The 23,326-nt window shown below is 60.0% G+C and carries 29 protein-coding genes; 13 read left to right on the top strand and 16 right to left on the bottom strand.

Annotation, left to right across the window (positions count from 1 at the left end):
* The first annotated feature begins 62 nt into the window (after nt 1-62).
* From ispH to ACR0AU_RS14560, 6 genes are read left to right on the top strand one after another with little or no spacing between them, the layout of a single operon-like run.
* Nucleotides 63-1,013 (top strand): 4-hydroxy-3-methylbut-2-enyl diphosphate reductase, encoded by a 951-nt coding sequence (gene ispH, locus ACR0AU_RS14585; protein ID WP_170802257.1) that lies wholly within the window; start codon nt 63-65, stop codon nt 1,011-1,013.
* A complete protein-coding gene (locus ACR0AU_RS14580) occupies nt 1,010-1,462 on the top strand; it encodes a DUF3429 domain-containing protein (RefSeq protein ID WP_480587594.1) in 453 nt (150 codons plus the stop codon). The genes ispH and ACR0AU_RS14580 overlap by 4 nt, the downstream gene beginning before the upstream one ends.
* Nucleotides 1,459-2,046, top strand: a complete 588-nt coding sequence (locus ACR0AU_RS14575) for a class I SAM-dependent methyltransferase (protein WP_480587597.1) — start codon at nt 1,459-1,461, stop codon at nt 2,044-2,046. Before ACR0AU_RS14580 ends, ACR0AU_RS14575 begins: the two co-directional genes overlap by 4 nt.
* Nucleotides 2,039-2,506, top strand: coding sequence for a ribonuclease HI (rnhA, locus tag ACR0AU_RS14570; protein ID WP_170733738.1), 468 nt, complete (start codon nt 2,039-2,041; stop codon nt 2,504-2,506). Before ACR0AU_RS14575 ends, rnhA begins: the two co-directional genes overlap by 8 nt.
* The gene (locus ACR0AU_RS14565) at nt 2,503-3,126 is read left to right on the top strand and encodes a trimeric intracellular cation channel family protein (RefSeq protein ID WP_170392625.1); all 624 of its coding nucleotides are present in this window, start codon (nt 2,503-2,505) and stop codon (nt 3,124-3,126) included. Before rnhA ends, ACR0AU_RS14565 begins: the two co-directional genes overlap by 4 nt.
* A gap of 24 nt (nt 3,127-3,150) precedes the next feature.
* A complete protein-coding gene (locus tag ACR0AU_RS14560; protein ID WP_170733737.1) occupies nt 3,151-3,750 on the top strand; it encodes a Clp protease/crotonase-like domain-containing protein in 600 nt (199 codons plus the stop codon).
* Here the strand turns inward: ACR0AU_RS14560 and speB are convergent.
* The 6 genes from speB to def (ACR0AU_RS14530) form a co-directional block, all read right to left on the bottom strand.
* Nucleotides 3,747-4,568 (bottom strand): agmatinase, encoded by an 822-nt coding sequence (gene speB / locus ACR0AU_RS14555; RefSeq protein WP_480795838.1) that lies wholly within the window; start codon nt 4,566-4,568, stop codon nt 3,747-3,749. The two genes, ACR0AU_RS14560 and speB, sit on opposite strands and share 4 nt — an antisense overlap.
* Before the next feature lie 62 nt (nt 4,569-4,630).
* Nucleotides 4,631-4,867, bottom strand: a complete 237-nt coding sequence (locus ACR0AU_RS14550; RefSeq protein ID WP_480795837.1) for a GlsB/YeaQ/YmgE family stress response membrane protein — start codon at nt 4,865-4,867, stop codon at nt 4,631-4,633.
* A 1-nt stretch (nt 4,868) separates the two neighbouring features.
* The gene (locus tag ACR0AU_RS14545) at nt 4,869-5,105 is read right to left on the bottom strand and encodes a hypothetical protein (RefSeq protein ID WP_170392629.1); all 237 of its coding nucleotides are present in this window, start codon (nt 5,103-5,105) and stop codon (nt 4,869-4,871) included.
* A 6-nt stretch (nt 5,106-5,111) separates the two neighbouring features.
* Complete coding sequence (gene fmt, locus ACR0AU_RS14540; RefSeq protein ID WP_480795836.1) at nt 5,112-6,026, bottom strand: methionyl-tRNA formyltransferase; 915 nt, start codon at nt 6,024-6,026, stop codon at nt 5,112-5,114.
* Nucleotides 6,027-6,049: 23 nt separating this feature from the next.
* Complete coding sequence (gene def / locus ACR0AU_RS14535) at nt 6,050-6,544, bottom strand: peptide deformylase (protein WP_480592533.1); 495 nt, start codon at nt 6,542-6,544, stop codon at nt 6,050-6,052.
* Nucleotides 6,541-7,059 carry a peptide deformylase gene (gene def / locus ACR0AU_RS14530; protein ID WP_170392632.1) on the bottom strand — a complete coding sequence of 173 codons (519 nt, stop codon included), beginning with the start codon at nt 7,057-7,059 and terminating at the stop codon, nt 6,541-6,543. The genes def (ACR0AU_RS14535) and def (ACR0AU_RS14530) overlap by 4 nt, the downstream gene beginning before the upstream one ends.
* Before the next feature lie 94 nt (nt 7,060-7,153).
* Here def (ACR0AU_RS14530) and ACR0AU_RS14525 point away from each other — a divergent pair, with 94 nt between their 5' ends.
* Both ACR0AU_RS14525 and ACR0AU_RS14520 read left to right on the top strand, forming a co-directional pair.
* Nucleotides 7,154-8,326, top strand: coding sequence for a MalY/PatB family protein (locus ACR0AU_RS14525; protein WP_480562514.1), 1,173 nt, complete (start codon nt 7,154-7,156; stop codon nt 8,324-8,326).
* Nucleotides 8,327-8,355: 29 nt separating this feature from the next.
* On the top strand, nt 8,356-9,054 hold the full coding sequence (locus tag ACR0AU_RS14520; protein WP_170609756.1) for a fumarylacetoacetate hydrolase family protein: 699 nt from the start codon (nt 8,356-8,358) through the stop codon (nt 9,052-9,054).
* A gap of 91 nt (nt 9,055-9,145) precedes the next feature.
* Here ACR0AU_RS14520 and ACR0AU_RS14515 read toward each other — a convergent pair whose 3' ends face one another.
* Nucleotides 9,146-9,499 (bottom strand): hypothetical protein, encoded by a 354-nt coding sequence (locus ACR0AU_RS14515; RefSeq protein WP_170513411.1) that lies wholly within the window; start codon nt 9,497-9,499, stop codon nt 9,146-9,148.
* A gap of 212 nt (nt 9,500-9,711) precedes the next feature.
* Here ACR0AU_RS14515 and ACR0AU_RS14510 point away from each other — a divergent pair, with 212 nt between their 5' ends.
* Entirely contained in the window at nt 9,712-10,701 is a 990-nt protein-coding gene (locus ACR0AU_RS14510; protein WP_480795835.1) for a glutathione S-transferase family protein, read from the top strand.
* Here ACR0AU_RS14510 and ACR0AU_RS14505 read toward each other — a convergent pair.
* Nucleotides 10,683-11,045, bottom strand: coding sequence for a response regulator transcription factor (locus ACR0AU_RS14505; protein ID WP_008756687.1), 363 nt, complete (start codon nt 11,043-11,045; stop codon nt 10,683-10,685). The two genes, ACR0AU_RS14510 and ACR0AU_RS14505, sit on opposite strands and share 19 nt — an antisense overlap.
* Nucleotides 11,046-11,226: 181 nt before the next feature.
* Here ACR0AU_RS14505 and ACR0AU_RS14500 point away from each other — a divergent pair, with 181 nt between their 5' ends.
* From ACR0AU_RS14500 to ACR0AU_RS14490, 3 genes are read left to right on the top strand one after another with little or no spacing between them, the layout of a single operon-like run.
* Nucleotides 11,227-12,192 (top strand): threonine-phosphate decarboxylase, encoded by a 966-nt coding sequence (locus ACR0AU_RS14500; protein ID WP_170513404.1) that lies wholly within the window; start codon nt 11,227-11,229, stop codon nt 12,190-12,192.
* The gene (cbiB, locus tag ACR0AU_RS14495) at nt 12,189-13,109 is read left to right on the top strand and encodes an adenosylcobinamide-phosphate synthase CbiB (protein ID WP_170513402.1); all 921 of its coding nucleotides are present in this window, start codon (nt 12,189-12,191) and stop codon (nt 13,107-13,109) included. The genes ACR0AU_RS14500 and cbiB overlap by 4 nt, the downstream gene beginning before the upstream one ends.
* 12 nt (nt 13,110-13,121) lie before the next feature.
* A complete protein-coding gene (locus tag ACR0AU_RS14490; protein ID WP_480795834.1) occupies nt 13,122-14,285 on the top strand; it encodes a lytic murein transglycosylase in 1,164 nt (387 codons plus the stop codon).
* A 10-nt stretch (nt 14,286-14,295) separates the two neighbouring features.
* Here the strand turns inward: ACR0AU_RS14490 and ACR0AU_RS14485 are convergent, their stop codons facing one another.
* The 5 genes from ACR0AU_RS14485 to ACR0AU_RS14465 all read right to left on the bottom strand — a co-directional run bounded on the left by ACR0AU_RS14485 (nt 14,296) and on the right by ACR0AU_RS14465 (nt 20,858).
* A complete protein-coding gene (locus ACR0AU_RS14485) occupies nt 14,296-15,093 on the bottom strand; it encodes a class II glutamine amidotransferase (RefSeq protein WP_170648503.1) in 798 nt (265 codons plus the stop codon).
* A gap of 125 nt (nt 15,094-15,218) precedes the next feature.
* Entirely contained in the window at nt 15,219-15,572 is a 354-nt protein-coding gene (locus tag ACR0AU_RS14480) for a hypothetical protein (protein ID WP_170392640.1), read from the bottom strand.
* A gap of 54 nt (nt 15,573-15,626) precedes the next feature.
* Nucleotides 15,627-19,082, bottom strand: a complete 3,456-nt coding sequence (locus ACR0AU_RS14475; RefSeq protein WP_170392641.1) for an AAA family ATPase — start codon at nt 19,080-19,082, stop codon at nt 15,627-15,629.
* A 141-nt stretch (nt 19,083-19,223) separates the two neighbouring features.
* Nucleotides 19,224-19,619 carry a hypothetical protein gene (locus tag ACR0AU_RS14470; RefSeq protein WP_170625093.1) on the bottom strand — a complete coding sequence of 132 codons (396 nt, stop codon included), beginning with the start codon at nt 19,617-19,619 and terminating at the stop codon, nt 19,224-19,226.
* 45 nt (nt 19,620-19,664) lie between these two features.
* Nucleotides 19,665-20,858 (bottom strand): aminotransferase-like domain-containing protein, encoded by a 1,194-nt coding sequence (locus ACR0AU_RS14465; protein ID WP_480795833.1) that lies wholly within the window; start codon nt 20,856-20,858, stop codon nt 19,665-19,667.
* Nucleotides 20,859-21,009: 151 nt separating this feature from the next.
* On the opposite strand from ACR0AU_RS14465, the gene ACR0AU_RS14460 reads away from it, so the two are divergent.
* Nucleotides 21,010-21,780, top strand: coding sequence for a FadR/GntR family transcriptional regulator (locus ACR0AU_RS14460; protein ID WP_170392644.1), 771 nt, complete (start codon nt 21,010-21,012; stop codon nt 21,778-21,780).
* A gap of 81 nt (nt 21,781-21,861) precedes the next feature.
* Here the strand turns inward: ACR0AU_RS14460 and ACR0AU_RS14455 are convergent, their stop codons facing one another.
* From ACR0AU_RS14455 to ACR0AU_RS14445, 3 genes are all read right to left on the bottom strand, one after another.
* On the bottom strand, nt 21,862-22,422 hold the full coding sequence (locus tag ACR0AU_RS14455) for a F0F1 ATP synthase subunit B (protein ID WP_170392645.1): 561 nt from the start codon (nt 22,420-22,422) through the stop codon (nt 21,862-21,864).
* 5 nt (nt 22,423-22,427) lie between these two features.
* On the bottom strand, nt 22,428-22,979 hold the full coding sequence (locus tag ACR0AU_RS14450) for a F0F1 ATP synthase subunit B' (RefSeq protein WP_170392646.1): 552 nt from the start codon (nt 22,977-22,979) through the stop codon (nt 22,428-22,430).
* 86 nt (nt 22,980-23,065) lie between these two features.
* Nucleotides 23,066-23,290, bottom strand: coding sequence for a F0F1 ATP synthase subunit C (locus tag ACR0AU_RS14445; protein WP_005981269.1), 225 nt, complete (start codon nt 23,288-23,290; stop codon nt 23,066-23,068).
* Between the last annotated feature and the right edge of the window lie 36 nt (nt 23,291-23,326).

Raw genomic sequence — 23,326 nt, 5'->3', positions numbered from 1 at the left:
CGCAGTGCTGTCTGGACCATGGCAATGAAAAGACCTAGGTGTTCGGTCCAGGAGATCGCCGAATGACAAAGCCGCCGCTGACATTATATCTGGCCGCCCCGCGCGGGTTCTGCGCCGGAGTGGACCGTGCCATCAAGATTGTGGAAATGGCCCTTCAAAAATGGGGGGCGCCTGTCTATGTGCGCCATGAGATTGTTCACAACAAATTCGTCGTCGACGGTCTGCGCGCCAAGGGTGCCGTGTTTGTCGAGGAGCTGGACGAATGCCCTGATGATCGCCCCGTGATCTTCTCGGCCCACGGTGTGCCAAAATCGGTGCCCGCCACAGCAGCCCAGCGCGAGATGATCTATGTCGACGCCACCTGCCCGCTTGTATCCAAGGTACATGTCGAGGCGCAGCGCCATGCGGATGCCGGGCTGCAGATGATCATGATCGGCCACAAGGGCCACCCCGAAACCATCGGCACCATGGGACAGCTGCCCGATGGCGAGGTGCTGCTGGTTGAAACGGTAGAGGATGTGGCGCAGGTCGCTGTGCGTAACCCCGAAAAGCTGGCCTTTGTCACCCAGACAACCCTATCGGTGGATGACACCAAGGACATTATTGCCGCGCTTGAGGCCCGCTTCCCCGCCATCGTCGGGCCGCACAAGGAAGACATTTGTTATGCCACCACCAACCGGCAGGAAGCGGTGAAAGCCGTCGCTCCGAAAGCCGATGCCTTGCTGGTGGTGGGTGCGCCGAACTCATCGAATTCACGTCGTCTGGTCGAGGTCGCCTCGCGCGCCGGATGCAGTTATGCGCAGCTGGTGCAGCGCGCGACCGAGATCGACTGGCGTGCGCTGGAAGGAATTTCCAGCATTGCGGTTAGCGCCGGGGCATCCGCGCCCGAGGTGCTGGTGAACGAGGTGATCGATGCATTCCGCGACCACTACGATGTCACCGTCGAGCTGGTCGAAACCGCTGTCGAGAATGTCGAGTTCAAAGTTCCCCGCGTATTGCGGGAACTAGCATGAGCGGCATCCCCCGCGCGCCGTTATTCCTTGGTTTGGCTGGGCTGATCCCGTTTGTCTGGGGCGCGCTGACTTATCTGAACGGTGATTTGAACGATTGGGGTCGGCAGACGCTGGGGTCGCGCTTCGTGGGGCCGTATATTCAGCTATTTTATGGCTCGGTAATCCTGAGTTTCATGTCGGGCGTGCTGTGGGGCTTCGCCACCAAAACCTCAGGTAACAAAGCTGCGGCCTGCTACACCTTGTCGGTGTTGCCTGCACTTTGGGCATTTTTCACGACCGGCGGCGGTCCGGTGAATGCGGGCACCAACCTGATGTATGGGTTTGCGGGCTTGCTTTTGCTGGACGCCATGTTCTCATATTGGCGGTTGACCCCGGTCTGGTGGATGCGGCTGCGCGTCCTGCTAACCGCTGTCGTGCTGACCTGTCTTGCTGTGGGAGTTTACCTGTGAGTGATGAACGGACCATCAAGGCCTACTCGGATCGCGTTGCGGATTACCTAAGGATCCCCCTGCCCGCCGAGCAGCTAGAGGCGCGTCAGGCTTTTGTAGATGCGGTCCGCGAGGGTGGATATGTGCTGGATCTGGGCTCGGGTCCCGGATCAGACAGCGCGTTTCTGATGCGGCAAGGGCTGAAGGTACGGGCGCTGGATGCAACCCCTGCCTTTGTTGAACATGCGCGGAGCAACGGTGTTGACGCCCACCTTGGCACCTTCGATGACGTCACAGAGGTGGCAGAGTATGACGGCGTCTATGCCAGTTTCTGCCTGCTGCACGCCCCGCGCGCCGATTTCCCGCGTCATCTGAACGCGATCCACACCGCACTGAAGCCGGGCGGGCAGCTGTTTCTGGGAATGAAGCTGGGCACAGGCGAGCATCGCGATGATTTGGACCGTTACTATACCTATTATTCAGAGACCCAGATCAAGGACGCCCTGACCTCGGCAGGTTTCACCATTGATCGTACCGTGCAGGGAATGGGGAAAGGTTTGGCCGGGTCTTACGACGGGTTCATTCTGGTATTCGCTCATGCCTGATCTCTTTGCCTATACCGATGGTGCCTGTTCCGGAAATCCCGGCCCCGGCGGCTGGGGCGTACTGCTGCGCGCGATGGATGGCGAGACCATCCTGAAAGAACGCGAGCTGAGCGGAGGCGAAGCCGAGACAACCAACAACCGGATGGAACTGCTGGCTGCAATCAGTGCTTTGGAGACGCTGGAGCGGCCCTCGAAACTGACTATCGTCACCGACAGCGCTTATGTGAAGAACGGCGTTACGGGATGGATTTTCGGGTGGAAGCGGAACGGCTGGAAGACGTCGAACAAGAAGCCGGTCAAAAATGTCGATTTGTGGCAGCGGCTGGATGAGGCGCAAGAGCGGCATCAGGTGACCTGGGAATGGGTCAAGGGCCATGCGGGCCACCCGGAGAATGAAAAGGCCGACGAACTGGCGCGCGCCGGCATGGCCCCATTCAAACCTAAGAAGGCGCAGGCGTGAGCGGGCTTGCCCTGCTGGATTACGCCTCGGTTTTGGTCTTTGCGCTGACCGGTGCGCTGGTGGCCAGCCGAGCGCAGCTTGATCTGGTCGGGTTTGCCTTCATCGCCTGTCTGACGGCAGTGGGCGGTGGTACCGTACGCGACTTGCTGCTGGACCGACATCCGATCTTCTGGGTCGGTCAGCCCGCTTATATCCTGATCGCTTGCGGCGCTGCGGTGCTGGTATTTTTTACCGCTCATCTGGTCGAAAGCCGGTATAATTGGCTGGTCTGGTTGGACAGTTTCGCCCTGTCCATCGCGGTCGCTGCTGGCACTGGTGCAGCGTTGTCACTGGATCAATCCGGTATCATCGTAGTGCTGATGGGGGTGACCACGGGCTGTTTGGGCGGCTTGATGCGTGACGTGGTGTGCAACGAGGTGCCGCTGGTACTGAAACAGGGTGAGCTTTATGTATCCTGCGCCTTTATCGGGGCCTTGACCGCTGTGTTTGCCACTCGCCTCGGGCTGGAGGGCCTGCTGGCTTTGGGCTTATGTGCATTGATTTGCTGGGCGTTGCGCGCCGGATCTCTGCTGTTCGGTTGGCAGTTGCCGGTTTACAAGGCCCGACCGCCTCGGCAATAGGGTAGAAACGGACAAGAGATCGCGATGACCTACAGACTTTCGTTTCTGGCCACGGCACTGCTGCTAACGGCATGCGCAGGGCAATACGCCCCGGTCAGCTTCACAGCAGTGGGCAATCAGATCGTCGCGTCCGGAACGATCGACCATACAACGCTCAGCGCGTTTGAAGAAGTGATGGACGAGAACCCCGAGATTAAGACGCTGGTGCTGCAAAATATCGAAGGTTCGGTCGATGATGACTCGAATGTGGTCTTCAGTCGCGTAGTGCGTGAGGAAGGGTTCGACACGGTGGTTCCATCAAACGGGCTGGTGGCCTCGGGCGGCACTGATTTGTTTCTAGCGGGTAACCGGCGCGTGCTGGAACCCGGCGCCTGCGTGGGGGTCCACAGCTGGGGCGGCGGCGGCTATGTCGCTGCGGAGCTACCCGAAGATCACCCCGAGCATGACCGGTATTTGAACTATTTCGAAGATATCGGCGTCGATCCCGACTTCTACTGGTTCACGCTGGATGCAGCATCCGAGGAAGAGATGCACTGGATGACGGCGTCCGAGGCGAACCGGTTCGACATGACTACACGGTCCGCCCCTCGCCTTGGCACTGCCGCAATCTGCGACGAACGTTAGCGCGTCAGCAGTCGCGCGCCGATTTCCTTGACGAATTTCGCCGCCACCATGGCGGTCATGCCATAGGGGTCGCGATGCGGGTTCAGCTCGACAATATCCGCGCCAATCAACTGGCCCTTGAACCGGTGGATCAGGTCGATCACCTCACGCGTGCTGAGGCCACCGGGTTCGTGATGCGACACCCCGGGGGCAAAGGCGGGGTCCAGCGCGTCAAGGTCCAGTGATAGATAAACCGGGCCATCAAAGCTGATCTCAAGATCGGGGCTCCAGTTGCGCATGTCGATTACCTCGACCCCGAACTTGTCGGCCTGTTCCTGTTGGTGCTTGTTCATGGTGCGGATCCCGACCTGCACCAGATGGTTGATCTTGCCGGTTTCCATCACGCGGGCAAACGGGCAGCCATGGCCCAGCGGGCCGATCTGCTGACTGTCATAGAGGTCGGGGTGGCTGTCGATATGCAAGACATTCAGCCCCTCATACCGGTCCGCGTGGGCCTTGATCAGCGGATAGGCGACCGAGTGATCACCGCCCAATGACAGCAGCCGTGCGCCGGTTTCAATCCGGGCGGCGGCCCCTGCCTCGATCCGGTCGATGGGTTCCTGCCCCATCATCTCGAACACATCCAGATCGCCGGTATCCTTGAAACGGTCGGTTGCGCCCAGATCAGTGCCATCCTCGGCGGTCAGGTTGGCCGCGCCGGAATGCAACGCCTCGCGGATGCGACCCGGGGCAAAGGCGGGGCCTTGCAGGAATGAGGAATGCAGGTCCAACGGCACACCCATCAGGGCGACGTCTCCGGCGGTCAGATCATGCGACATGAGAGGCCTTTCAACAAAGAATTGACGGGACATTGGTCGCAGATCACGGTCGGGTCAAGCGATCAGCGGCGGATATATGTCTGCCAAATCCATATCACCAAAAGCGCGCCCAGAACGGCGCCGATAAACCCTGAGAGCCATCCCATCACGGTGATGAGCGTGCGTAGGACCAAACCGCCCACCAAAGCGCCGAAAATGCCGATCAGCATGGTGGTTGGAATATCGGCCTCGATCCGCATTAGGCGGGTGGCGAGGAAACCTGCAGCGGCTCCGACGATGATCAGGGCGATGATCGGCATATCATTTCCTCCAATGCGTGGGAACGATGATCAGCGCACCGATCGAGGACAGCACCGCGTCCAACCCCGGCGGGCCAAAGCTGATGCCGAACATGATGCGCACGAAATAGAACAGGAAAGCACCACCCACGCAGATGATGATCGACTGCAGATAGCCGTTATGGGTAAAGCCAGTCTGTTCAGACAGATAGCCTACGATCCCGGCAATCACGACCGTGCCCATCATGATCATGATCATGTACGCCTACTCCGATGACAGTTGGGTCCCGGCCGACATGGGCCATCCCCGCAGAAAAGTTTCCCTATCCTGCGCGCCCTTGCCTGCCCGTTGCAAGCGCAGCAACTCAACTGCGCCTTCGCCGCAAGCCACGCGCAGGTGGTCGTCCAGCACCTCGCCCGGAGTGCCCCGTCCTTCGGCCAGCCGCGAAGCCAGCAGTTTGATCCGATTGCCCTCGACCTCGGTCCATGCGCCGGGGAACGGGGAGAGACCGCGGATTTTTCTGTCGACTTCGGACGCGAGGGCCGACCAGTCGATCCGCGCCTCGGATTTGTCGATCTTGGCGGCGTAGGTTACGCCGACCTCGGGCTGCGGTTCGGGGGTCAGGCTCGGCAGCGTGTTCAGCGCCTCAACGATCAGCGCCGCACCCATGCCCGATAGGCGGTCATGGAGTTGCGCCGTGGTTTCCTCAATCCCGATCTCGGTGGCCTCGCGCAGCAGAACGGGGCCTGTATCCAACCCGGCCTCCATCTGCATGATACAAACACCGGTTTGCACATCGCCTGCCATGATCGCGCGGTGTATTGGCGCGGCCCCACGCCAGCGCGGCAACAGGCTGGCGTGAATGTTCAGGCAGCCATGGGTTGGCGCGTCCAGAATAGGTTGTGGCAGGATCAGGCCATAGGCGACGACCACCGCGATATCGGCATTCAGCGCTGCAAAGCTGGCCTGTTCTTCGGGTGATTTCAGCGAGGTCGGATGGCGAACGTCTAAGCCCAGCGCCAAGGCACGCGCGTGCACCGAGGTTGGACGGTCTTTTTTACCGCGACCGGCGGGGCGTGGCGGTTGGCAATAGACGGCGGCGATTTCGTGCCCGTCACGGACCAGCGCATCCAGCACCGGCACCGAGAAATCTGGCGTTCCCATGAAGATGATACGCATCCGTCCCTCCGTAGGATGGGGTTTCACCCCTTCTTCTGTGCTTTGCGCAGCAGCATGTCGCGTTTGACCTTGCTGAGCCGGTCGAAATACATCCGCCCGTTCAGGTGGTCGATCTGATGCTGCACGCTGGTGGCCTCGATGCCGACAAAATCACGGCGGTCGATCTGGCCCTGTTCGTTGAGAAATTTCACGGTCACTGCGCGCGGTCGCTTCACCTTGGCGGACACGCCGGGCAAGTTCGGGCTGGCCTCGTCATGTTCACGCAGCTCAACCGAGCTGTGCAGAATCTCGGGGTTGGCCAGTCGCACAGCTTTGCCTCGCTGGGTCGAGCCATCCACGACAGCCAGCCGCAGCATCACTCCGATCTGCGGCGCAGCGAGGCCAACACCCGGCATCGCCTCCATCGTATCGATCATATCGTCCCAGATGGTGCGGATGTCGTCGGTGATTTCCGTGACATCCTCGGCCTTGGTGCGCAGGCGCTTGTCGGGCCACGGCAGGCAGGTCCGCACCGTCATGTACGGGCCTTTTCGCGCTTGAGCTTCTGCATTTTGCGCGTGATCATCTGACGCTTGAGCGGTTTGAGATAGTCGATGAAGAGCTTACCGTTCAGATGGTCGATCTCATGCTGCACACAAGTCGCCCAGAGATCATCAAAGGTTTCCTGCTGCAGATTACCGTCACGGTCCAGCCAGGTGACATCAACCGTCTTCGGGCGCGTGACTTCGGCATATTGCTCAGGGATCGACAGGCAGCCTTCTTCGTAAACGTTGGTCTCGTCCGAGGACGCGATGACCTCGGGGTTGAACATCACCAGTGGGCGTGGGGCCTCGCCTTCTTCTTTGACGCAGTCCACCACGATCAGCCGGTCGAGCACACCGATCTGCGGCGCAGCAAGGCCAATGCCGGGCGCGTCATACATCGTCTCCAGCATGTCATCGGCCAGTTTGCGCAGATCGTCGGTGATGTCGGCCACCGGCGCGCAGACCTTTTTCAGGCGGGGATCGGGGTGGATCAGGATATTGCGTTTCATGGGGCTGATTTAGGCCATCGCGCCCGCCTCCGCAACGGCCCCCTTGCACCTTATGGATTTGTGGTTAGCTTTCGCCTCGACAGATGGAGATGACATGACTTTCAACGACCTGATCGACCGCCGGGGCACCAACTCTTCAAAATGGGATAAGATGGAGCAGCTTTACGGTGTCGCCCCCGAGGATGGGCTGGCCATGTGGACGGCTGATTCCGACTATGCCACGGCCCCTTGCGTGATCGAGGCGGTGCGGGAAGCGGCCGATCATGGCGCGTTTGGATATTCATGGATGCACCCGGATTATCTGAATGCAATCCAGTGGTGGATGAAGACACGCCACAACTGGGAGATCGACACCGATTGGATTCTGACCTCGCAAGGGTTGGGCAATGCGATTGCCCTGTGTCTGGATGTTTGGAGTGAACCGGGAGATGGCGTCGTGATCTTCACGCCCGTCTACCATGAGTTTGCCCATAAGGTGAACAAATCCGGCCGCCGCGTGGTGGAATGCCCGCTGGTACGCGATGGCGACAGCTATGGGCTTGATCTGGACGATGCGCAGTCGCGGTTGGACGGATCAGAAAAGCTGCTGCTGTGGTGCTCGCCGCAGAACCCGTCAGGTCGGGTCTGGACGCCGGATGAACTGCGCGCTGTGGCGGCGTTTGCAGAGCGCAACGGGCTGATCCTTGTGTCGGACGAGATTCACCATGATCTGGTTTATCCGGGCAATACCTTCGTACCGATGGATACGGCCGCCCCCGACGCGCGCCCGTGGACGGTGACACTGACCGCGGCGTCGAAAACATTCAACATCGCCGGTCAGCGTACCGGCAACATGATCATTCCCGACGCCAAGCTGCGGGCCGAGATGCGGCACCGGATCACAACGCTGGACTATGACCCCAGCGCGCTGGGGGTGGCGATGATTACCGCCGCCTATTCGCCGGAAGGTGCAAAATGGGTCGATGAACAAATTGCCCACCTGGACGCGAACCGGAAGCTGTTTGATGCTGCCATCGCCGAGATACCGGGCCTGTGGTCGATGCCTCTGCAGGCGACCTATCTGGCATGGGTCGATTTTTCGGGCACGGGTATGAGCCACGATGAGTTTGTCCGCCGCCTACGCGAAGATGCGCGGATCGCGACATCCTCTGGCCCCGGTTTTGGCACCGGTGGAGAAACCTTCGAGCGCTTCAATCTGGCCACCCAACGCGAGCGGGTTGAAGAGGCCTGTGCGCGATTGAAGGCAGCCTTTGGCGATTTACAATGAACCCCGTTCAAAAAAAACGGAGGCACGTCATGCCCAACCACCTTTTTACGCTTCCGGACATCCCAAGCATCCCGGTGCAGGGGGAACAGGCGACCTATCCGATCGGACGGATTTTTTGCGTGGGCCGCAACTATGCCGCCCACGCTGCCGAGATGGGGCATGAGGTGGATCGTCAGGCGCCGTTTTACTTCACCAAATCCGCGCCCAACGCGGTTTTAACCGGAGCGCATGTGCCGTATCCGGCAGGGACCGAGGATTATCATCATGAAATGGAACTGGCCGTTGCCATCGGCAAGCCGGTTTTTCAGGCCACGGCCGCGCAGGCCCAAGCCGCGATCTTTGGCTACGGCTGTGCCCTGGACATGACGCGCCGCGACCTGCAGATTCGTGAGCGCAACAAACAGCGTCCCTGGGATCTGGGCAAGGATGTGGAAAACGGCGCGGTCTTCGCTCCGCTGACCCGCGCCGATGACTGGAGCCCATCTGATGACAAGCGCATCTATCTGAGCGTCAATGAGCGGGTCGTACAAGACGCCACATTGTCAGAGTTGGTCTGGAAGATCGATGAACTGATCTCCCATCTATCGGGCTTCTACCATTTGCGCCCCGGCGATCTGATCCTGACCGGCACACCCGCCGGGGTCGGGCCTGTGGTCGCCGGAGACCGAATTGAAGGCGGCATCGATGGTTTGGCTCCTGTGCACCTGACCCTGACAGCCTCCGACTAAACCGTCCGGCCTGATCCCTGAGAATCTTGAGGCCCCATTGCCGCCCGAGCGCCGGTGGCGCGTCGGTGCCAAAGGTCAAACGGTGCGCGCGTCAGTCTCGGTTTTCAAGCAATGCGATCGGTGCATCCGGGGCGCGGTAGAAATCCAGCGGGGCCTTGTCGGCTGCCACGGTGCTGCGCTTGAACTCATAGCGCATCTCACCCACCGCTTCTTCATCTGCGATGATCAGGCACTGATACATGTGATTGGCACCGTCATAGATATCGACGAGCCCGCGCAGGCGTGGCGTGGTTTCGGCCTCGACGGTGAAACCATCCTTCCACAATGTCAAAATTTTGAAGCTATTGTCGCCAACCTCCACCCGCAAACGGCTGGATTTCTTGAGGGTAGCGATTCGGGCCGCATCCAATTCGGCGCGAATTTCCTTGGAAACATAGGTACTCATAATAAACTTCCCCCCTTAACACTCATTAGTCTGACGCGATTCCTGTAAAAATCCAGTGAACGGCGTCACATAAGTTTTGGCATTGCGGTTCTGGTGCCCAGACACCGCACCCCACCTGTGCGCGCATGCAGGCCTGATGCGCGCCCGGTGAAATAGGATCGTGGCGCAAGACGGCCTATCTTTGACCCAATCGCAATGCGAAAGGAATAACGATGGGCCTGCTTGTCGACGGCGAATGGCATGACACCTGGTATGACACCAAATCCACAGGCGGGGCGTTCAAACGCTCGGCCGCACAGTTTCGCAACTGGATCACCGCCGATGGCGCACCCGGCCCTTCGGGGCGCGGCGGGTTCGAGGCGGAATCGGGGCGCTATCACCTTTATGTCTCGCACGCCTGCCCTTGGGCGCACCGCACACTGATCTTTCGTGAGTTGAAAGGGCTGAGCGACCACATCTCGGTCTCGGTGGTGCATCCGGATATGCTGGACAAAGGCTGGACCTTTGAGACGGACGCGCATGGAGCGACGGGCGACAAACTGTTCGGGCATGATTTTGCCCATCAGATCTATACCCGTGCCGACCCCAACTATTCGGGCCGCGTGACGGTGCCGATCCTGTGGGACAAAGTTGAGAAAACGATCGTGTCGAACGAAAGCTCGGAAATCATCCGCATGTTCAACTCGGCTTTCAACGGGATCACCGGCAACACAGACGACTACTGGCCCGAGGCAATGCGGGACGAGATCGAAGAGGTCAACGCGCGCATCTATTCCGATGTCAATAACGGGGTCTACAAATCCGGCTTTGCCACCTCGCAAGAAGCTTATGACGCCGCGGTTGGCCCTCTGTTCGACACGCTGGACTGGCTTGAGGATCGTCTGGCCCGGAACCGCTATCTTATGGGTGACCGCGTGACTGAGGCCGACTGGCGCCTGTTCACCACATTGATCCGGTTCGACCCGGTTTATCATTTACATTTCAAGTGCAACAAGCGTCGGTTGGTGGACTACCCGAACCTCTGGGCCTTTACGCGGGAGCTATATCAATGGCCCGGCGTGGCGCAGACAGTGAACATGAACCACATCGTGCGCCACTATCACTTCAGCCATGACAGCATCAATCCGCACCGAATTATTCCAGTGAATCCAACGTTGGACTATTCAGAACCTCATGGACGAGATCAGCGCCCGGCGGCGTAGTGTTCGACCATGGCCGCCAGATCCTCGGGCGGGGTCGAGCTTTGGACATAGGCGCAGGCATTTGCGCTATGGGCAAAGATTGATCCGTCCGAGAAGAATGTGGTGTTGGTGACGAAGATCACCCGCGCCTCGGGCCTGCGATAGCTTGCGAAATCGGCAACCGCCAAGGCGCTGCCGGTTTCCAGAACCAGATCCAGCACGATGATATCGAATGCGGTACCATACAGTGCCAGGATCGCGGCCTCTTGCGTTTCGACCAGCGTGACTTCGGCCTCCTGCCTTTGCAGATGCCGCTGCCAGACCCGACCTAGATCGGGGTTACTCTCAACAATCAGTACTTTCATTTGCAACAACCTCGGCACGTGATATGGGTGAGTGGTGCCGACCCCTGTTGTCCGTGATCACGCGATTTCCTTAACAAAGTGTTAACAAGGCCCGCACAGCGCCGTGATCGGGCGGATTCGCTTGTAAGAACGGCAAAAATCCGCTTGAAGCATGAGAAATAGGCGATTCCGGCTGGGGCAGATGGTTGGACAGGATGACAGATTGAACCCTCGGGCTGCGCGCGATCATGGCGGAGGGCTGGATGGCGCGATGACGCGGTTTGGGGGCACGCGCGCAGACTGGATCGATCTGTCCACGGGGATCAATCCGCATGCTTATGAGGTCTCGGGCCTGCAGCCTCCGGACTGGATGGAACTGCCGGATCATGGCGCGTTCGAACGCCTCTCGGACGCGGCGCGGGTGTTTTGGAACGTGCCTGATGGGGCCGAGATTCTGCCATCGCCTGGTGCCTCTGCGGTGATTGCCCGCGTGCCCGCGCTGACCAAAGCCGGCCGCGTGCAGATCACGATGCCCACTTATAACGAACATGCCGCTGCATTCACCGCTCAGGGGTGGACGGTGCACGAGCGCGGCCCGGCTCAGGCACGTGTCATCGTACACCCCAACAATCCCGATGGGCGCATCTGGCAGGACGCGGATGTCGACGCGCCGCTGACGGTGATCGATGAAAGCTTCTGCGACGTAACGCCCGAAGCCTCGCTGATTCATCTGGCCCAGCGGCCCGGCATCGTGGTGCTGAAGAGCTTTGGCAAATTTTGGGGGTTGGCCGGGTTGCGACTGGGTTTTGCAATTGGCCATCCCGATCTGATTGCACGATTGAACGACCTGACCGGACCATGGGCCGTATCCGGCCCGGCACTGCGGATCGGCGCGCAAGCGTTGCACGATGTAAAATGGGCTGATGAAACGCGCATGCGTCTGGCAAATGAAGCAACACGGTTGGATCAGCTTGTAACGGCCAAGGATGCGCGGCTGATTGGCGGCACCAGCCTGTTCCGCCTCTACGACGTTGATGACGCGACCGCCTGGCAAGACCGATTGGCGCGGGCGCATATCTGGAGCCGTATTTTCCCCTATTCCCGGACCTACCTGCGCCTTGGATTACCGCCAGCAGATGGTTGGGCCCGGTTGGAAGCAGCGCTGTGAGCACCGCGTTCCTATTGGTCTGCGCTATGTGTCTGGACGCAGCATTGGGTGAGCCGGATTGGCTGTGGTCGCGGATTCGCCACCCTGCCGTACTGATGGGCAACGCGATTGGCTGGCTGGACAACCGGCTGAACCATGGGGCGTATCGCCGCCTCAAAGGGGTTGCGACGGTGCTCATCCTGGTTGCGGTGGCACTCATCCTTGGCCGGTTGCTGGAGCTGCTTGGTCCGATCGTCGAGATCGTGGTCTGCGCCATCCTTCTGGCCCAGAAATCCCTGATCACCCATGTTCGCGCAGTTGGCGAAGGCCTGTTGACCTCGCTTGCCGAAGGGCGCGCGCAGGTCGCCATGATTGTCTCGCGCGATACGCGAGATATGACCGAGGCGCAGGTGGCGCGCTCGGCCATCGAAAGCGCCGCCGAAAACTTGAGCGACGGGGTGATTGCCCCAGCCTTCTGGTTTCTGGTCGCAGGTCTGCCGGGGCTTCTGGTTTACAAGGTCGTCAACACCGCCGACAGTATGATCGGTTATCGCAACGACAAATACCGCGCCTTCGGCTGGGCAGCAGCGCGGCTGGATGATTTGCTGAACCTTGTCCCGGCACGCCTGACCTTTGTAATGATCGTGGCACTGTCCAGCCAATGGTCGCGCTGGGGAGAGATGGTTGAGGATGCACGCCGCCATATCTCACCCAACGCAGGCTGGCCCGAGGCCGCGATGGCACGTGCGCTTGATATCGCGCTGGCAGGACCGCGCAGCTATGACGGGCAGATGCGGGATCTCGCCTGGGTGAACGGGAATGCGCGGCAGAATATCGACGCGGCGGAGGTTTTTCGCGCATCAGACATGCTCTGGCAGGTATGGGGGCTTGCGCTTGGGCTCGTGTCGGTGTGGGTTGGGTTCAACTTCATATTCTGACGGATCAGACCCATGCGTTTCCTTTCCGGCCTTATTGCCGCCGCCCTCTTCGCCTCGCCCGCGCTTGCCCAATGCGGCGGCGGGTTCAATACCTTCGTCAAAGGGCTGAAAGCCGAAGCCATTCAGCAGGGTTACGACAAATCCACCGTCAACAGCTTTTTCAAGGGCGTTCAGCAGGACGGAGCCGTTCTGAAAGCCGACCGCGCGCAGGGCGTATTCCAGAAACCATTCATCGACTTCTCGCGGCGCCTGATTTCACAGAACCGGATCGACCGGGGCAAGGCCATGTCGGGCAAATACGACGCGGTGTTTGACCGGATTGAGCAGGAATACGGCATTTCGCGGGGTGTGCTACTGGCATTTTGGGCGTTCGAGACCGACTACGGGTACTTTCAAGGCGATTTCAACACTCGCAACGCGCTGGTGACGCTGGCCCACGACTGCCGCCGCCCCGAGTTGTTCCGCCCGCAGATTTTCGCCGCGATCGAGCTGTACAGCCAGGGCAATTTTGACCCCGCCCGCACCACCGGGGCTTGGGCCGGTGAAATCGGCATGGTCCAGATGCTGCCCCGCGACATTCTGGAAAACGGCGTGGATGGGGACGGAGACGGCAAGGTTTCGCTAAAAACCTCGGCACCGGATGCACTGATGTCCGGGGCCAAGATGCTGTCGCATCTTGGTTGGCAACCGGGTCAGCCATGGCTGCAAGAGGTCACCGTGCCCGCGCAGATGGACTGGTCTCTCTCTGGCCCCGGCAAGCCTCGCTCGGTGTCCGAATGGCAGGCGATGGGCGTGCAGGCGCGCAGTGGGTCGTTGGCAAATCTGCCTGCCTCGCTGATCCTGCCACAAGGGCACAAGGGCCCCGCCTTTCTGGCTTACCCGAATTTCGACGTCTATTTCGAATGGAACCAGAGCTTCGTTTACGTCCTGACCGCCGCCTATTTCGGCACACGGCTGGAAGGCGCGCAGATTTACGATGCAGGTAATTCTGCGCCGGGGCTGACGGGCGCGCAGATGAAGCAGTTGCAGAGCAAACTGCAGGCGCGTGGGCACGACGTGGGCAAGATCGACGGCATCCTTGGGGCCGGAACGCGTGCGGCTGTGCAGGCTGAACAACTGCGTCTGGGTTTGCCAGCCGATGCGTGGCCAACGACACAGCTGCTGAAGCAGCTATAAGGGTCAGCGCCTAGGCAACCTTTGCAGGTTCACGTTTCACTGACGGATCAAACGCATGGATAGATACCAGCGAGCCTTCTGTGACGATGGCGGTATTGGGCTGTATTTCAACCCAGCCGTCACTGTCTGCATCAAGCGGTTCGGACGATATCACTATCCCGTCTTCTGAGGTTCGGTAATGCAGACTGGGTGCATAACGATCAGACGCATAGCGCGCCGCAAATACACGCTTGCCGTCTGACCAGCACGCAGCAAACCGCATATAAGGCGACGATCCGCATTGACGGGACAGCGCTTCCACCCGCCCCACGGCCCGTGCCATTGCGTCGATCGGATTTGAATCCAGACCTTCGCCATGAGCAATCAAAAAGATCGCTTCACTTTCTGTCGCACCCATTCGGTGCCCGTATAAATGTGCCGGGATCATAGCATCGAGCTGCTGCCGGATTTGGTCATGCCCTCCAGCCTGGCCATTGTGCATGAAGCTCCATTTGCCAAATCCAAATGGGTGACAGTTGTTGCGCGAGGTCGCAGTGCCTGTCGACGCTCTTACATGGGCCAAAAACAGTCGTGATCGTGTGTGATGAGCCAGTTGTTTGAGATTTGCATCGGACCATGCGGGATGAGTGTCCTTGTAGAAACAGGGCGTTTCGCGATCAGAATACCAGGCCAGTCCAAACCCATCGGCATTGATTGGTGTCTTCCCAATCAACGCGTTGCGGCTTTGAATGACAAGCGATTGCTCTTGCTCCTGAATCAATTCATCCAGATATCGCTGCTCCCCAACCCAAGCCAAAAAACGGCACATTTGGCATCCCCATCAGTTTTTCGATCCAGGGCATTCTACAACTTGATTTGACGATGATTATCCCGTTTTCTTCCGTTTTTACTCAAAGCCTCTATCAAATTTACCAATTGATCGGGAATAACAGATCAATTACTCGCTCTGACCGGATAGCGATCGCCTTTCTCGTCGATCAGGATCAACCGCTCACCACTGCGGACATATAGGTCGCATCGGCTGAACCCATTGCGATACGCGATGCAAACACTGCCGTCCCCGGCGATGGAATAGGTGCCAAAGGCGGATTCTCCGCTGGCATAGGTATAAGAATAGGCCCCTCCAGCCGAGTATTTGGACTGGCCGTCGTCGTAGAAAGTGAGAGTACGACCGGCCAAAGCCTCCAATTCTTCTGGCGTCAAGGGGACGTCACCGGGTTTCGTGGGCCATTCGGCAGCCCAGAGGGGGTTGGCCGCGAGCAATGCGAGGGTGAAATATCGGATCATGATGCTAGCCTACCCTCATACACGGGTGATGGCTCATAACGTTGCAGTGATCGATCAAGCGACCATCTGCTCGGCCTTTTTCAGATCGACCGAAACCAGTTGGCTGACACCCTGTTCCTGCATCGTCACACCGAACAGCCGATCCATCCGCGCCATGGTCACCGCGTGGTGGGTGATGATCAGGAAACGCGTATCGGTCTGGCGGCACATCTCGTCCAGCAAGTCGCAGAAGCGGGTGACGTTGGCATCGTCCAGCGGGGCGTCGACCTCATCCAGCACACAGATCGGGGCGGGGTTGGCAAGGAACACGCCAAAGATCAACGCCGTCGCGGTCAGGGTCTGTTCGCCGCCCGAAAGCAGGCTGAGAGTCGAGAGCTTTTTGCCCGGCGGCTGGCACATGATCTCAAGGCCCGCATCCAGCGGATCGTCGCTTTCGACCATGACCAGATTGGCCTCACCGCCACCAAACAGGTGCTTGAACAGCATGGCGAAGTTGGAATTCACCTGCTCGAACGCGGTCAGCAGGCGTTCGCGACCCTCGCGGTTGAGGCTGGCGATGCCGCTGCGCAGGGCCTTGATCGCCTCTTCCAGATCAGCCTTTTCGCCGTTCAGCGTGTCGAATTCTTCCTGAACTTCTTTGCTGTCCTCTTCAGCCCGTAGGTTCACTGCGCCCATGGCGTCGCGCTGACGCTTGTGGCGGTTCACTTCGGCTTCAAGTGCGTCGGCGGCGGGCATCTGGTCAGGGTTCACGTCCAGTTGGTTCAGCAGCTGGTTCGGCGTCAGTTGCTGATCCTCGGCAATGCGTTCTGCTGCGGCGACTACGCTTTCCTTGGCGGCGTCGCAACGCGCCTCAGCCGCCGCGCGGCTTTCACGCGCCTCCGAGGCCAGACGTTCGGCTTCGCGCTCGGCAAGAACCACCTCGCGCTGCTGGGTCTCGGCCTCGGCCAACTTGTCGGCGGCTTCGGCGCGCCGAGACTCAGCGGTTTCGATCAGCTCGTTCAGTTCTTCCCGTGCCTCGGCGATTTCGCTGGGGGCCGCCATCGCCTCGGTCAGTTCTTCTTCCGAGCTTTCCTTGCGTTCGGCCAGTTCCGATATCCGCTTTTCCGCCGTTTCCAGACGATGCCGCCAACCGCTGAGGTCCTTAGTCACCTCCTGCGTGCGCCGGGTGCGCGCCTCGCCCTCGCGGCGCAATTCATCATGCGTCGAGCGGTGGGTCAGCATGGTGATCCGCGCCGCCTCGACAGTCTGCTTGATGTCCTCGACCTGCGCGCGGGCGCTGTCGAGATCGCCAAGGCCAGTCAACGCGCCTTCAGCCTCACGCAGTTGTGCGCGGGCGGACATGGCGTCTTCCTTGTGACGGTCGACCGCGAGGGTCAGTGTTTCCAGCTTGCCCTGCGCCAGATTTCGATCCGCCTCAGCCCGGCTGAGCATCCGCGCGGTTTCCGCCATGCGCTGATCCGCGGCACGGCGGGCCTCGCGGGCGCGGCGGTCAGCCTCGGTTACATTGGCCAGTTGCTGTGACAGCGCTTCATGCGCGGCGCGGGCACCTTCGGCCTGCGCCTCGGTGCGGGTCAGTTCCTGTTTCAGCGCCTCAAGCTTGTTGAGCTGCTCCAAACGCAGGGCGGCAGCGCTTGGTGCATCCTCGGCCCAGGCGCGGAATCCGTCCCAGCGCCACAGATCACCCGAGCGCGACACCAGTCGTTGACCCGGTTTCAACGACGCCTGCAGGCGCGCGCCCTGATCCGCATCGACCAGACCGATCTGCGCAATACGGCGACTTAGGCGGTCGGGGCCGGACACATGCAACGCCAGCGGCTCGGCCCCATCGGGCAAGGGCTGGTCGCTGTCATAGCCCGCTACCTGCACCCAACCTGAAGGTCCGTCGCCCTCGACCAATGGTGCACGCAGGTCATCCGCCAGCGCAGCCCCCAACGCCTTTTCAAAGCCCGTTGCCACCCGCAGCATGTCGAGCACTTGCCCACCCTCAGCCGTGTCGCGTTCGACCAGCTTGGCCAGCGCGGTGGTCTCGGCCCTTATCGCGCCCAGTTCACCCTCAGCCTCGGAGCGTTTGGCGCGGGCCTCGGCCTCACGCGCCTGCGTGTCGTTGCGCAGCTCGTCGGCGGCGGCCAGTGCTTCTTCCGCTGCCTCAGCAGCTTCGCGGGCTTCTTCCTCACCCTCCTGCGCGGTCTCGAACGCCTCGCTGGCGCGGGAAAGGGCATTGCGCGCCTCGTCCACGGCGGCGCGGGCCTTTTCTTCCTCGCCCTCGGAACGAGCCAGTGTCTTGCGGCTGTCTTCAACCAGTCGTTGCGCCGATTGGTGGCGAGCCACCAGACGGGCCATGTCTTCGGTTTCCTGCGACAGGTGATCTTCGCGATCCTGCAACACCGACGCGGCCTCGCGCGCAACTTCAGCAGCTTCAGCGACCTTTTCGTCATAGCCATCGGCGGCTTTTGCAAGCTCGCGGGCCTCCCATTCCAGCCGTTCGATCATCTCACCCGCGTCCCGGTTCAGACCGGATTCGCGTTCGATGTCGTTGCCCAATTGCTGGATACGGTTGGTCAGAGTCTCGATCGTCTGGCGTGCGCGGGTTTCCTGATCCGACAGCTGATCGCGCTGCACCTGCTGGCGCTGCAGGACGGCTGCGGCGATGGCCTCTTCCTCACGCAAGGGCGGCAGGGTTTCCTCGATCTCGGCGCGTTTGGCGGCGGATTCACGGGCGGATGCCTCGGCGCGAGAGGCTTCGGTGATCCGGTCGCGTAGCTTTTCCTCGGCCGCCTGACGGGCCATGTCGGCCTCTTTCCAACGGCGATAGAGCAGCATCCCTTCGGCCTGACGCAACAGCTCGCCGATCTCACGATAACGCGCTGCCTGACGGGCCTGACGGGCGAGTTGCGCCAACTGCCCGCCCAACTGTTCCAAAACGTCATCCACACGGGTCAGGTTGGCCTCGGTGCCTTTCAGTTTCAGTTCAGCCTCGTGGCGTCGCTGGTAAAGCCCGGAGATGCCGGCGGCCTCTTCCAGAATGCGACGTCGTGCGCGAGGTTTGGCGTTGATCAGCTCGGCAATGCGGTTTTGCCCCACCAGCGCAGGCGAATGCGCACCGGTCGATGCGTCCGCGAACAGCATTTGAACGTCGCGGGCGCGCACGTCCTTGCCGTTGGTCTTGTAGGCACTGCCCACATCGCGGGTGATGCGGCGGACAATTTCCAACTGGTCGCTGTCGTTGAAGCCGGATGGCGCCAAACGTTCCGAGTTGTCCATCGTCAGGACCACCTCGGCAAAGTTGCGCGCAGGCCGAGTGGCAGCGCCCGCAAAGATCACATCCTCCATCGCGCCACCGCGCATGGATTTGGGACGGTTTTCACCCATCACCCAGCGCAACGCTTCCAGCAGATTGGACTTGCCGCAGCCATTCGGACCAACCACTCCGGTCAGCCCGTCCGCGATGATCAGATCGGTCGGGTCCACGAAGCTTTTGAAGCCTGTCAGTTTGAGTTTGCTAAAGCGCAATGGCTGCTCTTGGTATGATTCCTATGGGTAAGAAGTCTGCGCAACGGATGGGGGAGGTGTCAACGTGATTGCGCAGGATATGGGAGATTGGACCAAGTTATCCACAACATCTTGGCAAAACTACGCGGAGTCTCGCGTATCTCAGTAAGGCGAGCATTCAAAGACCTGATATCCGTAGTCTTCGTAATATCCGTAATCAACGCATTCATAGGGACGGCGAAGGAGTGCGCCGAAAATCAGTTTTTTCCCCAGTTCCTGGTCGCAGCCCAGCACGCCCACAGTGACGGCCGCATCGCCAAGAACGTCCAGAAGCGGACAGCCCGAGACCTGCGCCATGGCCAGCGCGGCCCGGTCACGGATCGGACCCAGACGCGGCGCGTATTGCGGGTTCACGCGGACGGCCTCGGCCAGTTCATTGCGGACGCGGACGTCGAAGATACTGCCATTCACCGCGACGCGCGTTGCGGGCAAGTCGCGAAAATAGGGTGTACCACCCGAGCAGGCGGCGAGGCACAGGAAAGCGAGCACGCGGATCATGCTGCTTTATTAGCGACAATATGGTTAATGAAACCTTTCCCCGGTTCAGGCGCGCAACACTTCTCCTAACCGGCGTATACCCTCGCGGATCGTGTCCTCATCCGAGTTGGAAAAACTCAGTCGAATGGTATTCGACCCGGTGTCGTCGGGATAGAAAGCCTGACCGGGTACAAAGGCCAACTTGACCGTTTCCAGCGCCCTCGCCAGCAGTTCGGCGCCGTTCATTTCCTTGGGCAGAGTGACCCAAATGAACATGCCACCCTCGGGTCGGGTCCAGTCGACGCCATTGGGCATGTGCTGGTTGAGCGCCTCAAGCATCGCATCGCGGCGCGCGGCATAGGTCTGGCGTAGCATGGGGACATGAGTGCCGAAGCGATCCCGTGCCACCTGATACACCGCCATCTGGTTGATCGTAGAAGAATGCAGATCAGCCGCCTGTTTCAGCAGCACCAGTTGCGAGATCACCGGTTTTGCTGCAACCACCCAACCCAGCCGCAACCCCGGTGAAAGAGTTTTCGAGAAGCTGCCGCAATAGATCGTCCGGCAGTTCTCGATCGATCCCTTGCGCGCCTGTTCTAACGCGAGGATCGGAGGGATCGGATCGCCGTCATAGCGCAGTGCTTGATAGGCTCCGTCCTCGATTACTGCGCAATCCAATTCATCTGCCAGATCGAGCAGCGCCTCCCTGCCCCGCAAATCGGCCGTCTCACCAGTCGGATTTGCAAAATCGGCGGAAAGATAAGCGAATTTGATCGGGCTGTTACCGGCGGCGGCCTGGTATTCGGCAGCCCCACGATTGCCATTGATGCTAAGCTGGTCAAAGCGCGGCTCATAAGCGTCAAACGCATTGAGCGCGCCCAGATATGTGGGCCACCCAACCAACGCAGTATCACCCGGTGACAAGAACAACTTACCCAAGTAATCCAGCGCTTGCTGCGAGCCTGAGGTGATCAGGATGTTGTCGATGCCGCACGTAACGCCGATCCCACGCATATGGTCGGCCAGCCATTCACGCAGCGGGGCATAGCCCTCGCTGACCGAATATTGCAGCGCCTGCGCCTGTTGATCTGGGCCAAGCGCATTTTGAAACGCTTCGGCGAAAGCCTCTGCTGGAAACAAAGCGGGGTCGGGAATACCGCCTGCGAAGGAAATGATACCGGGCTCGCCCAGCAGTTTCAGCAATTCGCGGATTTCGGAAGCCTTCATCCGAGCGGTTCGGGTGGCGTAGAGCTGATCCATCGTAGGGGGCCTCCTCCGCCCTTGGGTCGCAGATTAGGCAATGCGCCTCTTATGTCAATAATTCTGACCTAATGTTTCAACCTCTGTGAGCGACTTGAACGCCCCTTACAAACGTGGTCAAGTGACTTGACCAATTCCAAGTGGTAGCCAGATGCCTTTTCAAAAAGTTCAAACCGAAAAACTGTCACTGGCTGTTGTGCGCCAGATCGAACTGCTGATCCTGCGCGGCATTCTGCGCCCCGGAGAACGCCTGCCCTCAGAACGGGAGCTGGCCGAGCGGATGGGCGTGTCGCGCCCGTCGCTGCGCGAGGCAATCTCGGACCTCCAGGAGCAGGGATTGCTGACTGCCAAGGCCGGATCGGGCATCTATGTGGCCGAGGTTCTGGGCTCGGCCTTCGCGCCAGCTTTGATCCGGTTGTTCGGCAATCACGACGAGGCAGTGTTCGACTATCTCTCATTCCGGCGTGACATGGAGGGTCTAGCGGCTGAGCGTGCCGCCCGCATGGGCTCGGGCAGCGATCTGAAGGTGGTGCAGACCATACTGGACAAGATGGAAGACGCCCACGCCCGCAATGCAGCCGAAGAAGAGGCGCATCTGGACGCCCAGTTCCATATGGCGATCATCGAGGCCAGTCATAACGTGGTGATGCTGCATATGATGCGGTCGATGTTCGATCTGCTGCGGCAGGGCGTATTCTACAACCGACAGATCATGTTCCAGCAACGCACCACCCGCGACGCAATTCTGGACCAGCACCGAGCCATCAACACAGCCCTGCAGGACCGCGACCCGAAAGGGGCACGGAAGGCGGTCGAAGATCATCTGAACTTTGTCAAAAGCTGCATGGCCGATCAGCAGAAGGCCCTGCGCAATGAAGAGATAGCGCAACAGCGTTTGAAGCACGAGACTGGAGAGGTCTGATCCTTCAAACTGGAAGCCACAAAAAGAAAAAACCCGAGAGCCTGAAGCCCTCGGGTTTTTCAAATCATATGATCCAGGCGATCAGTGTAGCTTTTCACCCACATCCGCGATGGATGCATCGATCAGCTTGTTCGCCTGCGTTGCGGTCATCTGTTTGGCCAGCACGGCGTTGGCTGCCGAAACCGCTACGGTGATTGCCTGATCGCGGACTTCCTTGACGGCAGATGCCTCAGCCGATGCGATCTGATCCTGCGCTGCCGCGAGACGGCGCGCGATGGATTTTTCCAGATCCACCTTAGCTTGTTCAGCCGCCAGAACCGCGTCTTCCTTGGCCGCGGCAACGATAGCTTCGGCCTGACCCTGAACTTCGCGCTGCTTGCGCTCATACGAGGCCAGCAGACTGCGTGCTTCTTCATGCAGGGCGCGGGCTTCGTCCAGCTCGGCTTGAATACCTTCGGCGCGATTGTCCAGCGCACCACCGATCATACCGGGGACCTTGAAGTAGAACAGGACCGCGATAAAGACGATGAAGCCCAGAGTGACGACAAAGTCAGTGTTGGCAAGCGAGAAGAACGGGCCGCTTGCGGCCAGCGCGGGGCTGGCGGCACCAACGGTCAGGATAAGGGCAAGAGTGTTCCGCATGTCACTTATCCTTTCGTCTGCGCATCTACTGCACTGTTGATGGCTTTGGCATCCGCCTCGCCGCCCAGTGCTGTGACCAGTTCAGCCGCCGTATCCTTGGCAACCACTTGAATGCTTTCCAGCGCACCGGCACGGATTTCGGCAATTGCCTTTTCCGATTCAGCCGCCTTTGCAGCGATTTCCGCATCCGCCTTGGCAATCGCGTCATCCAGACCAGACTGGATTTCGGCGCGGGCTTCCGCTGCGATACGCTGAGCCTCAGAACGGGCATCGGCCAGCGCTTTGTTATAGGCCTCTTCGGCCTCGACCGCTTTGGCCTTCAGATCTTCGGCCGCAGCCAGGTCATTTGTAATGGTCCCCTGGCGTTCAGCCAGGATTGCCGCGATGCGGGGCAGAGCCACGCGGGACAGGACCAGAAAGATGACGACCAGCGTGATGACCAGCCAGAAAATCTGGTTGGGGAACCAATCGAAGCAGAGCTGCGGCATCCCGACGGCGTAGCCGCTGGAATCAACGCATGTGCCTACTACTTCTTCAGCAATGGGTTCAGTCGCCATGATGTCCTCCGTCGGAACGTTGTCTTTACAACAGATGGGCCGCTATGGCTTGGGCCCACCTGCGCGTAAGGATCAGGTTCCGCAGATTATACGGCGAACATCAGCAGCAGCGAGACCAGGAATGCGAAGATGCCCAGCGCTTCTGCGAACGCGATACCGATGAACAGGGTTGCGGTCTGCGAAGCAGCCGCCGAAGGGTTGCGCAGGGCGCCGGCCAGGAAGTTGCCTGCAACGTTGCCCACCCCGATTGCGGCTGCGCCGGAACCGATTGCTGCCAGGCCTGCGCCGATGTGTGCGAGATCGCCTTCCATGAGAATTCTCCTTACGATTTGGAAGTTTCGATGTTG

This window comes from Ruegeria sp. CG1, from assembly GCF_056537265.1.
This window is presented reverse-complemented; position numbering and strand designations above follow the sequence as displayed.

What these genes read in the sequence shown, in the direction of transcription:
- ACR0AU_RS14510 (WP_480795835.1), top strand. Translation starts at nt 9,712, where the DNA reads ATGGGCCTGCTTGTCGACGGCGAATGGCATGACACCTGGTATGACACC.
- def (WP_480592533.1), bottom strand. Translation starts at nt 6,544, where the DNA reads ATGACGGTGCGGACCTGCCTGCCGTGGCCCGACAAGCGCCTGCGCACC.
- ACR0AU_RS14465 (WP_480795833.1), bottom strand. Translation starts at nt 20,858, where the DNA reads ATGGATCAGCTCTACGCCACCCGAACCGCTCGGATGAAGGCTTCCGAA.
- ACR0AU_RS14525 (WP_480562514.1), top strand. Translation starts at nt 7,154, where the DNA reads ATGACTTTCAACGACCTGATCGACCGCCGGGGCACCAACTCTTCAAAA.
- ACR0AU_RS14500 (WP_170513404.1), top strand. Translation starts at nt 11,227, where the DNA reads ATGGTTGGACAGGATGACAGATTGAACCCTCGGGCTGCGCGCGATCAT.
- rnhA (WP_170733738.1), top strand. Translation starts at nt 2,039, where the DNA reads ATGCCTGATCTCTTTGCCTATACCGATGGTGCCTGTTCCGGAAATCCC.
- ACR0AU_RS14545 (WP_170392629.1), bottom strand. Translation starts at nt 5,105, where the DNA reads ATGATCATGATCATGATGGGCACGGTCGTGATTGCCGGGATCGTAGGC.
- ACR0AU_RS14445 (WP_005981269.1), bottom strand. Translation starts at nt 23,290, where the DNA reads ATGGAAGGCGATCTCGCACACATCGGCGCAGGCCTGGCAGCAATCGGT.
- ACR0AU_RS14520 (WP_170609756.1), top strand. Translation starts at nt 8,356, where the DNA reads ATGCCCAACCACCTTTTTACGCTTCCGGACATCCCAAGCATCCCGGTG.
- ACR0AU_RS14550 (WP_480795837.1), bottom strand. Translation starts at nt 4,867, where the DNA reads ATGCCGATCATCGCCCTGATCATCGTCGGAGCCGCTGCAGGTTTCCTC.
- ispH (WP_170802257.1), top strand. Translation starts at nt 63, where the DNA reads ATGACAAAGCCGCCGCTGACATTATATCTGGCCGCCCCGCGCGGGTTC.
- ACR0AU_RS14505 (WP_008756687.1), bottom strand. Translation starts at nt 11,045, where the DNA reads ATGAAAGTACTGATTGTTGAGAGTAACCCCGATCTAGGTCGGGTCTGG.
- ACR0AU_RS14455 (WP_170392645.1), bottom strand. Translation starts at nt 22,422, where the DNA reads ATGCGGAACACTCTTGCCCTTATCCTGACCGTTGGTGCCGCCAGCCCC.
- ACR0AU_RS14490 (WP_480795834.1), top strand. Translation starts at nt 13,122, where the DNA reads ATGCGTTTCCTTTCCGGCCTTATTGCCGCCGCCCTCTTCGCCTCGCCC.
- ACR0AU_RS14480 (WP_170392640.1), bottom strand. Translation starts at nt 15,572, where the DNA reads ATGATCCGATATTTCACCCTCGCATTGCTCGCGGCCAACCCCCTCTGG.
- ACR0AU_RS14485 (WP_170648503.1), bottom strand. Translation starts at nt 15,093, where the DNA reads ATGTGCCGTTTTTTGGCTTGGGTTGGGGAGCAGCGATATCTGGATGAA.
- speB (WP_480795838.1), bottom strand. Translation starts at nt 4,568, where the DNA reads ATGTCGCATGATCTGACCGCCGGAGACGTCGCCCTGATGGGTGTGCCG.
- ACR0AU_RS14560 (WP_170733737.1), top strand. Translation starts at nt 3,151, where the DNA reads ATGACCTACAGACTTTCGTTTCTGGCCACGGCACTGCTGCTAACGGCA.
- ACR0AU_RS14470 (WP_170625093.1), bottom strand. Translation starts at nt 19,619, where the DNA reads ATGATCCGCGTGCTCGCTTTCCTGTGCCTCGCCGCCTGCTCGGGTGGT.
- fmt (WP_480795836.1), bottom strand. Translation starts at nt 6,026, where the DNA reads ATGCGTATCATCTTCATGGGAACGCCAGATTTCTCGGTGCCGGTGCTG.
- def (WP_170392632.1), bottom strand. Translation starts at nt 7,059, where the DNA reads ATGAAACGCAATATCCTGATCCACCCCGATCCCCGCCTGAAAAAGGTC.
- ACR0AU_RS14580 (WP_480587594.1), top strand. Translation starts at nt 1,010, where the DNA reads ATGAGCGGCATCCCCCGCGCGCCGTTATTCCTTGGTTTGGCTGGGCTG.
- ACR0AU_RS14450 (WP_170392646.1), bottom strand. Translation starts at nt 22,979, where the DNA reads ATGGCGACTGAACCCATTGCTGAAGAAGTAGTAGGCACATGCGTTGAT.
- ACR0AU_RS14515 (WP_170513411.1), bottom strand. Translation starts at nt 9,499, where the DNA reads ATGAGTACCTATGTTTCCAAGGAAATTCGCGCCGAATTGGATGCGGCC.
- ACR0AU_RS14460 (WP_170392644.1), top strand. Translation starts at nt 21,010, where the DNA reads ATGCCTTTTCAAAAAGTTCAAACCGAAAAACTGTCACTGGCTGTTGTG.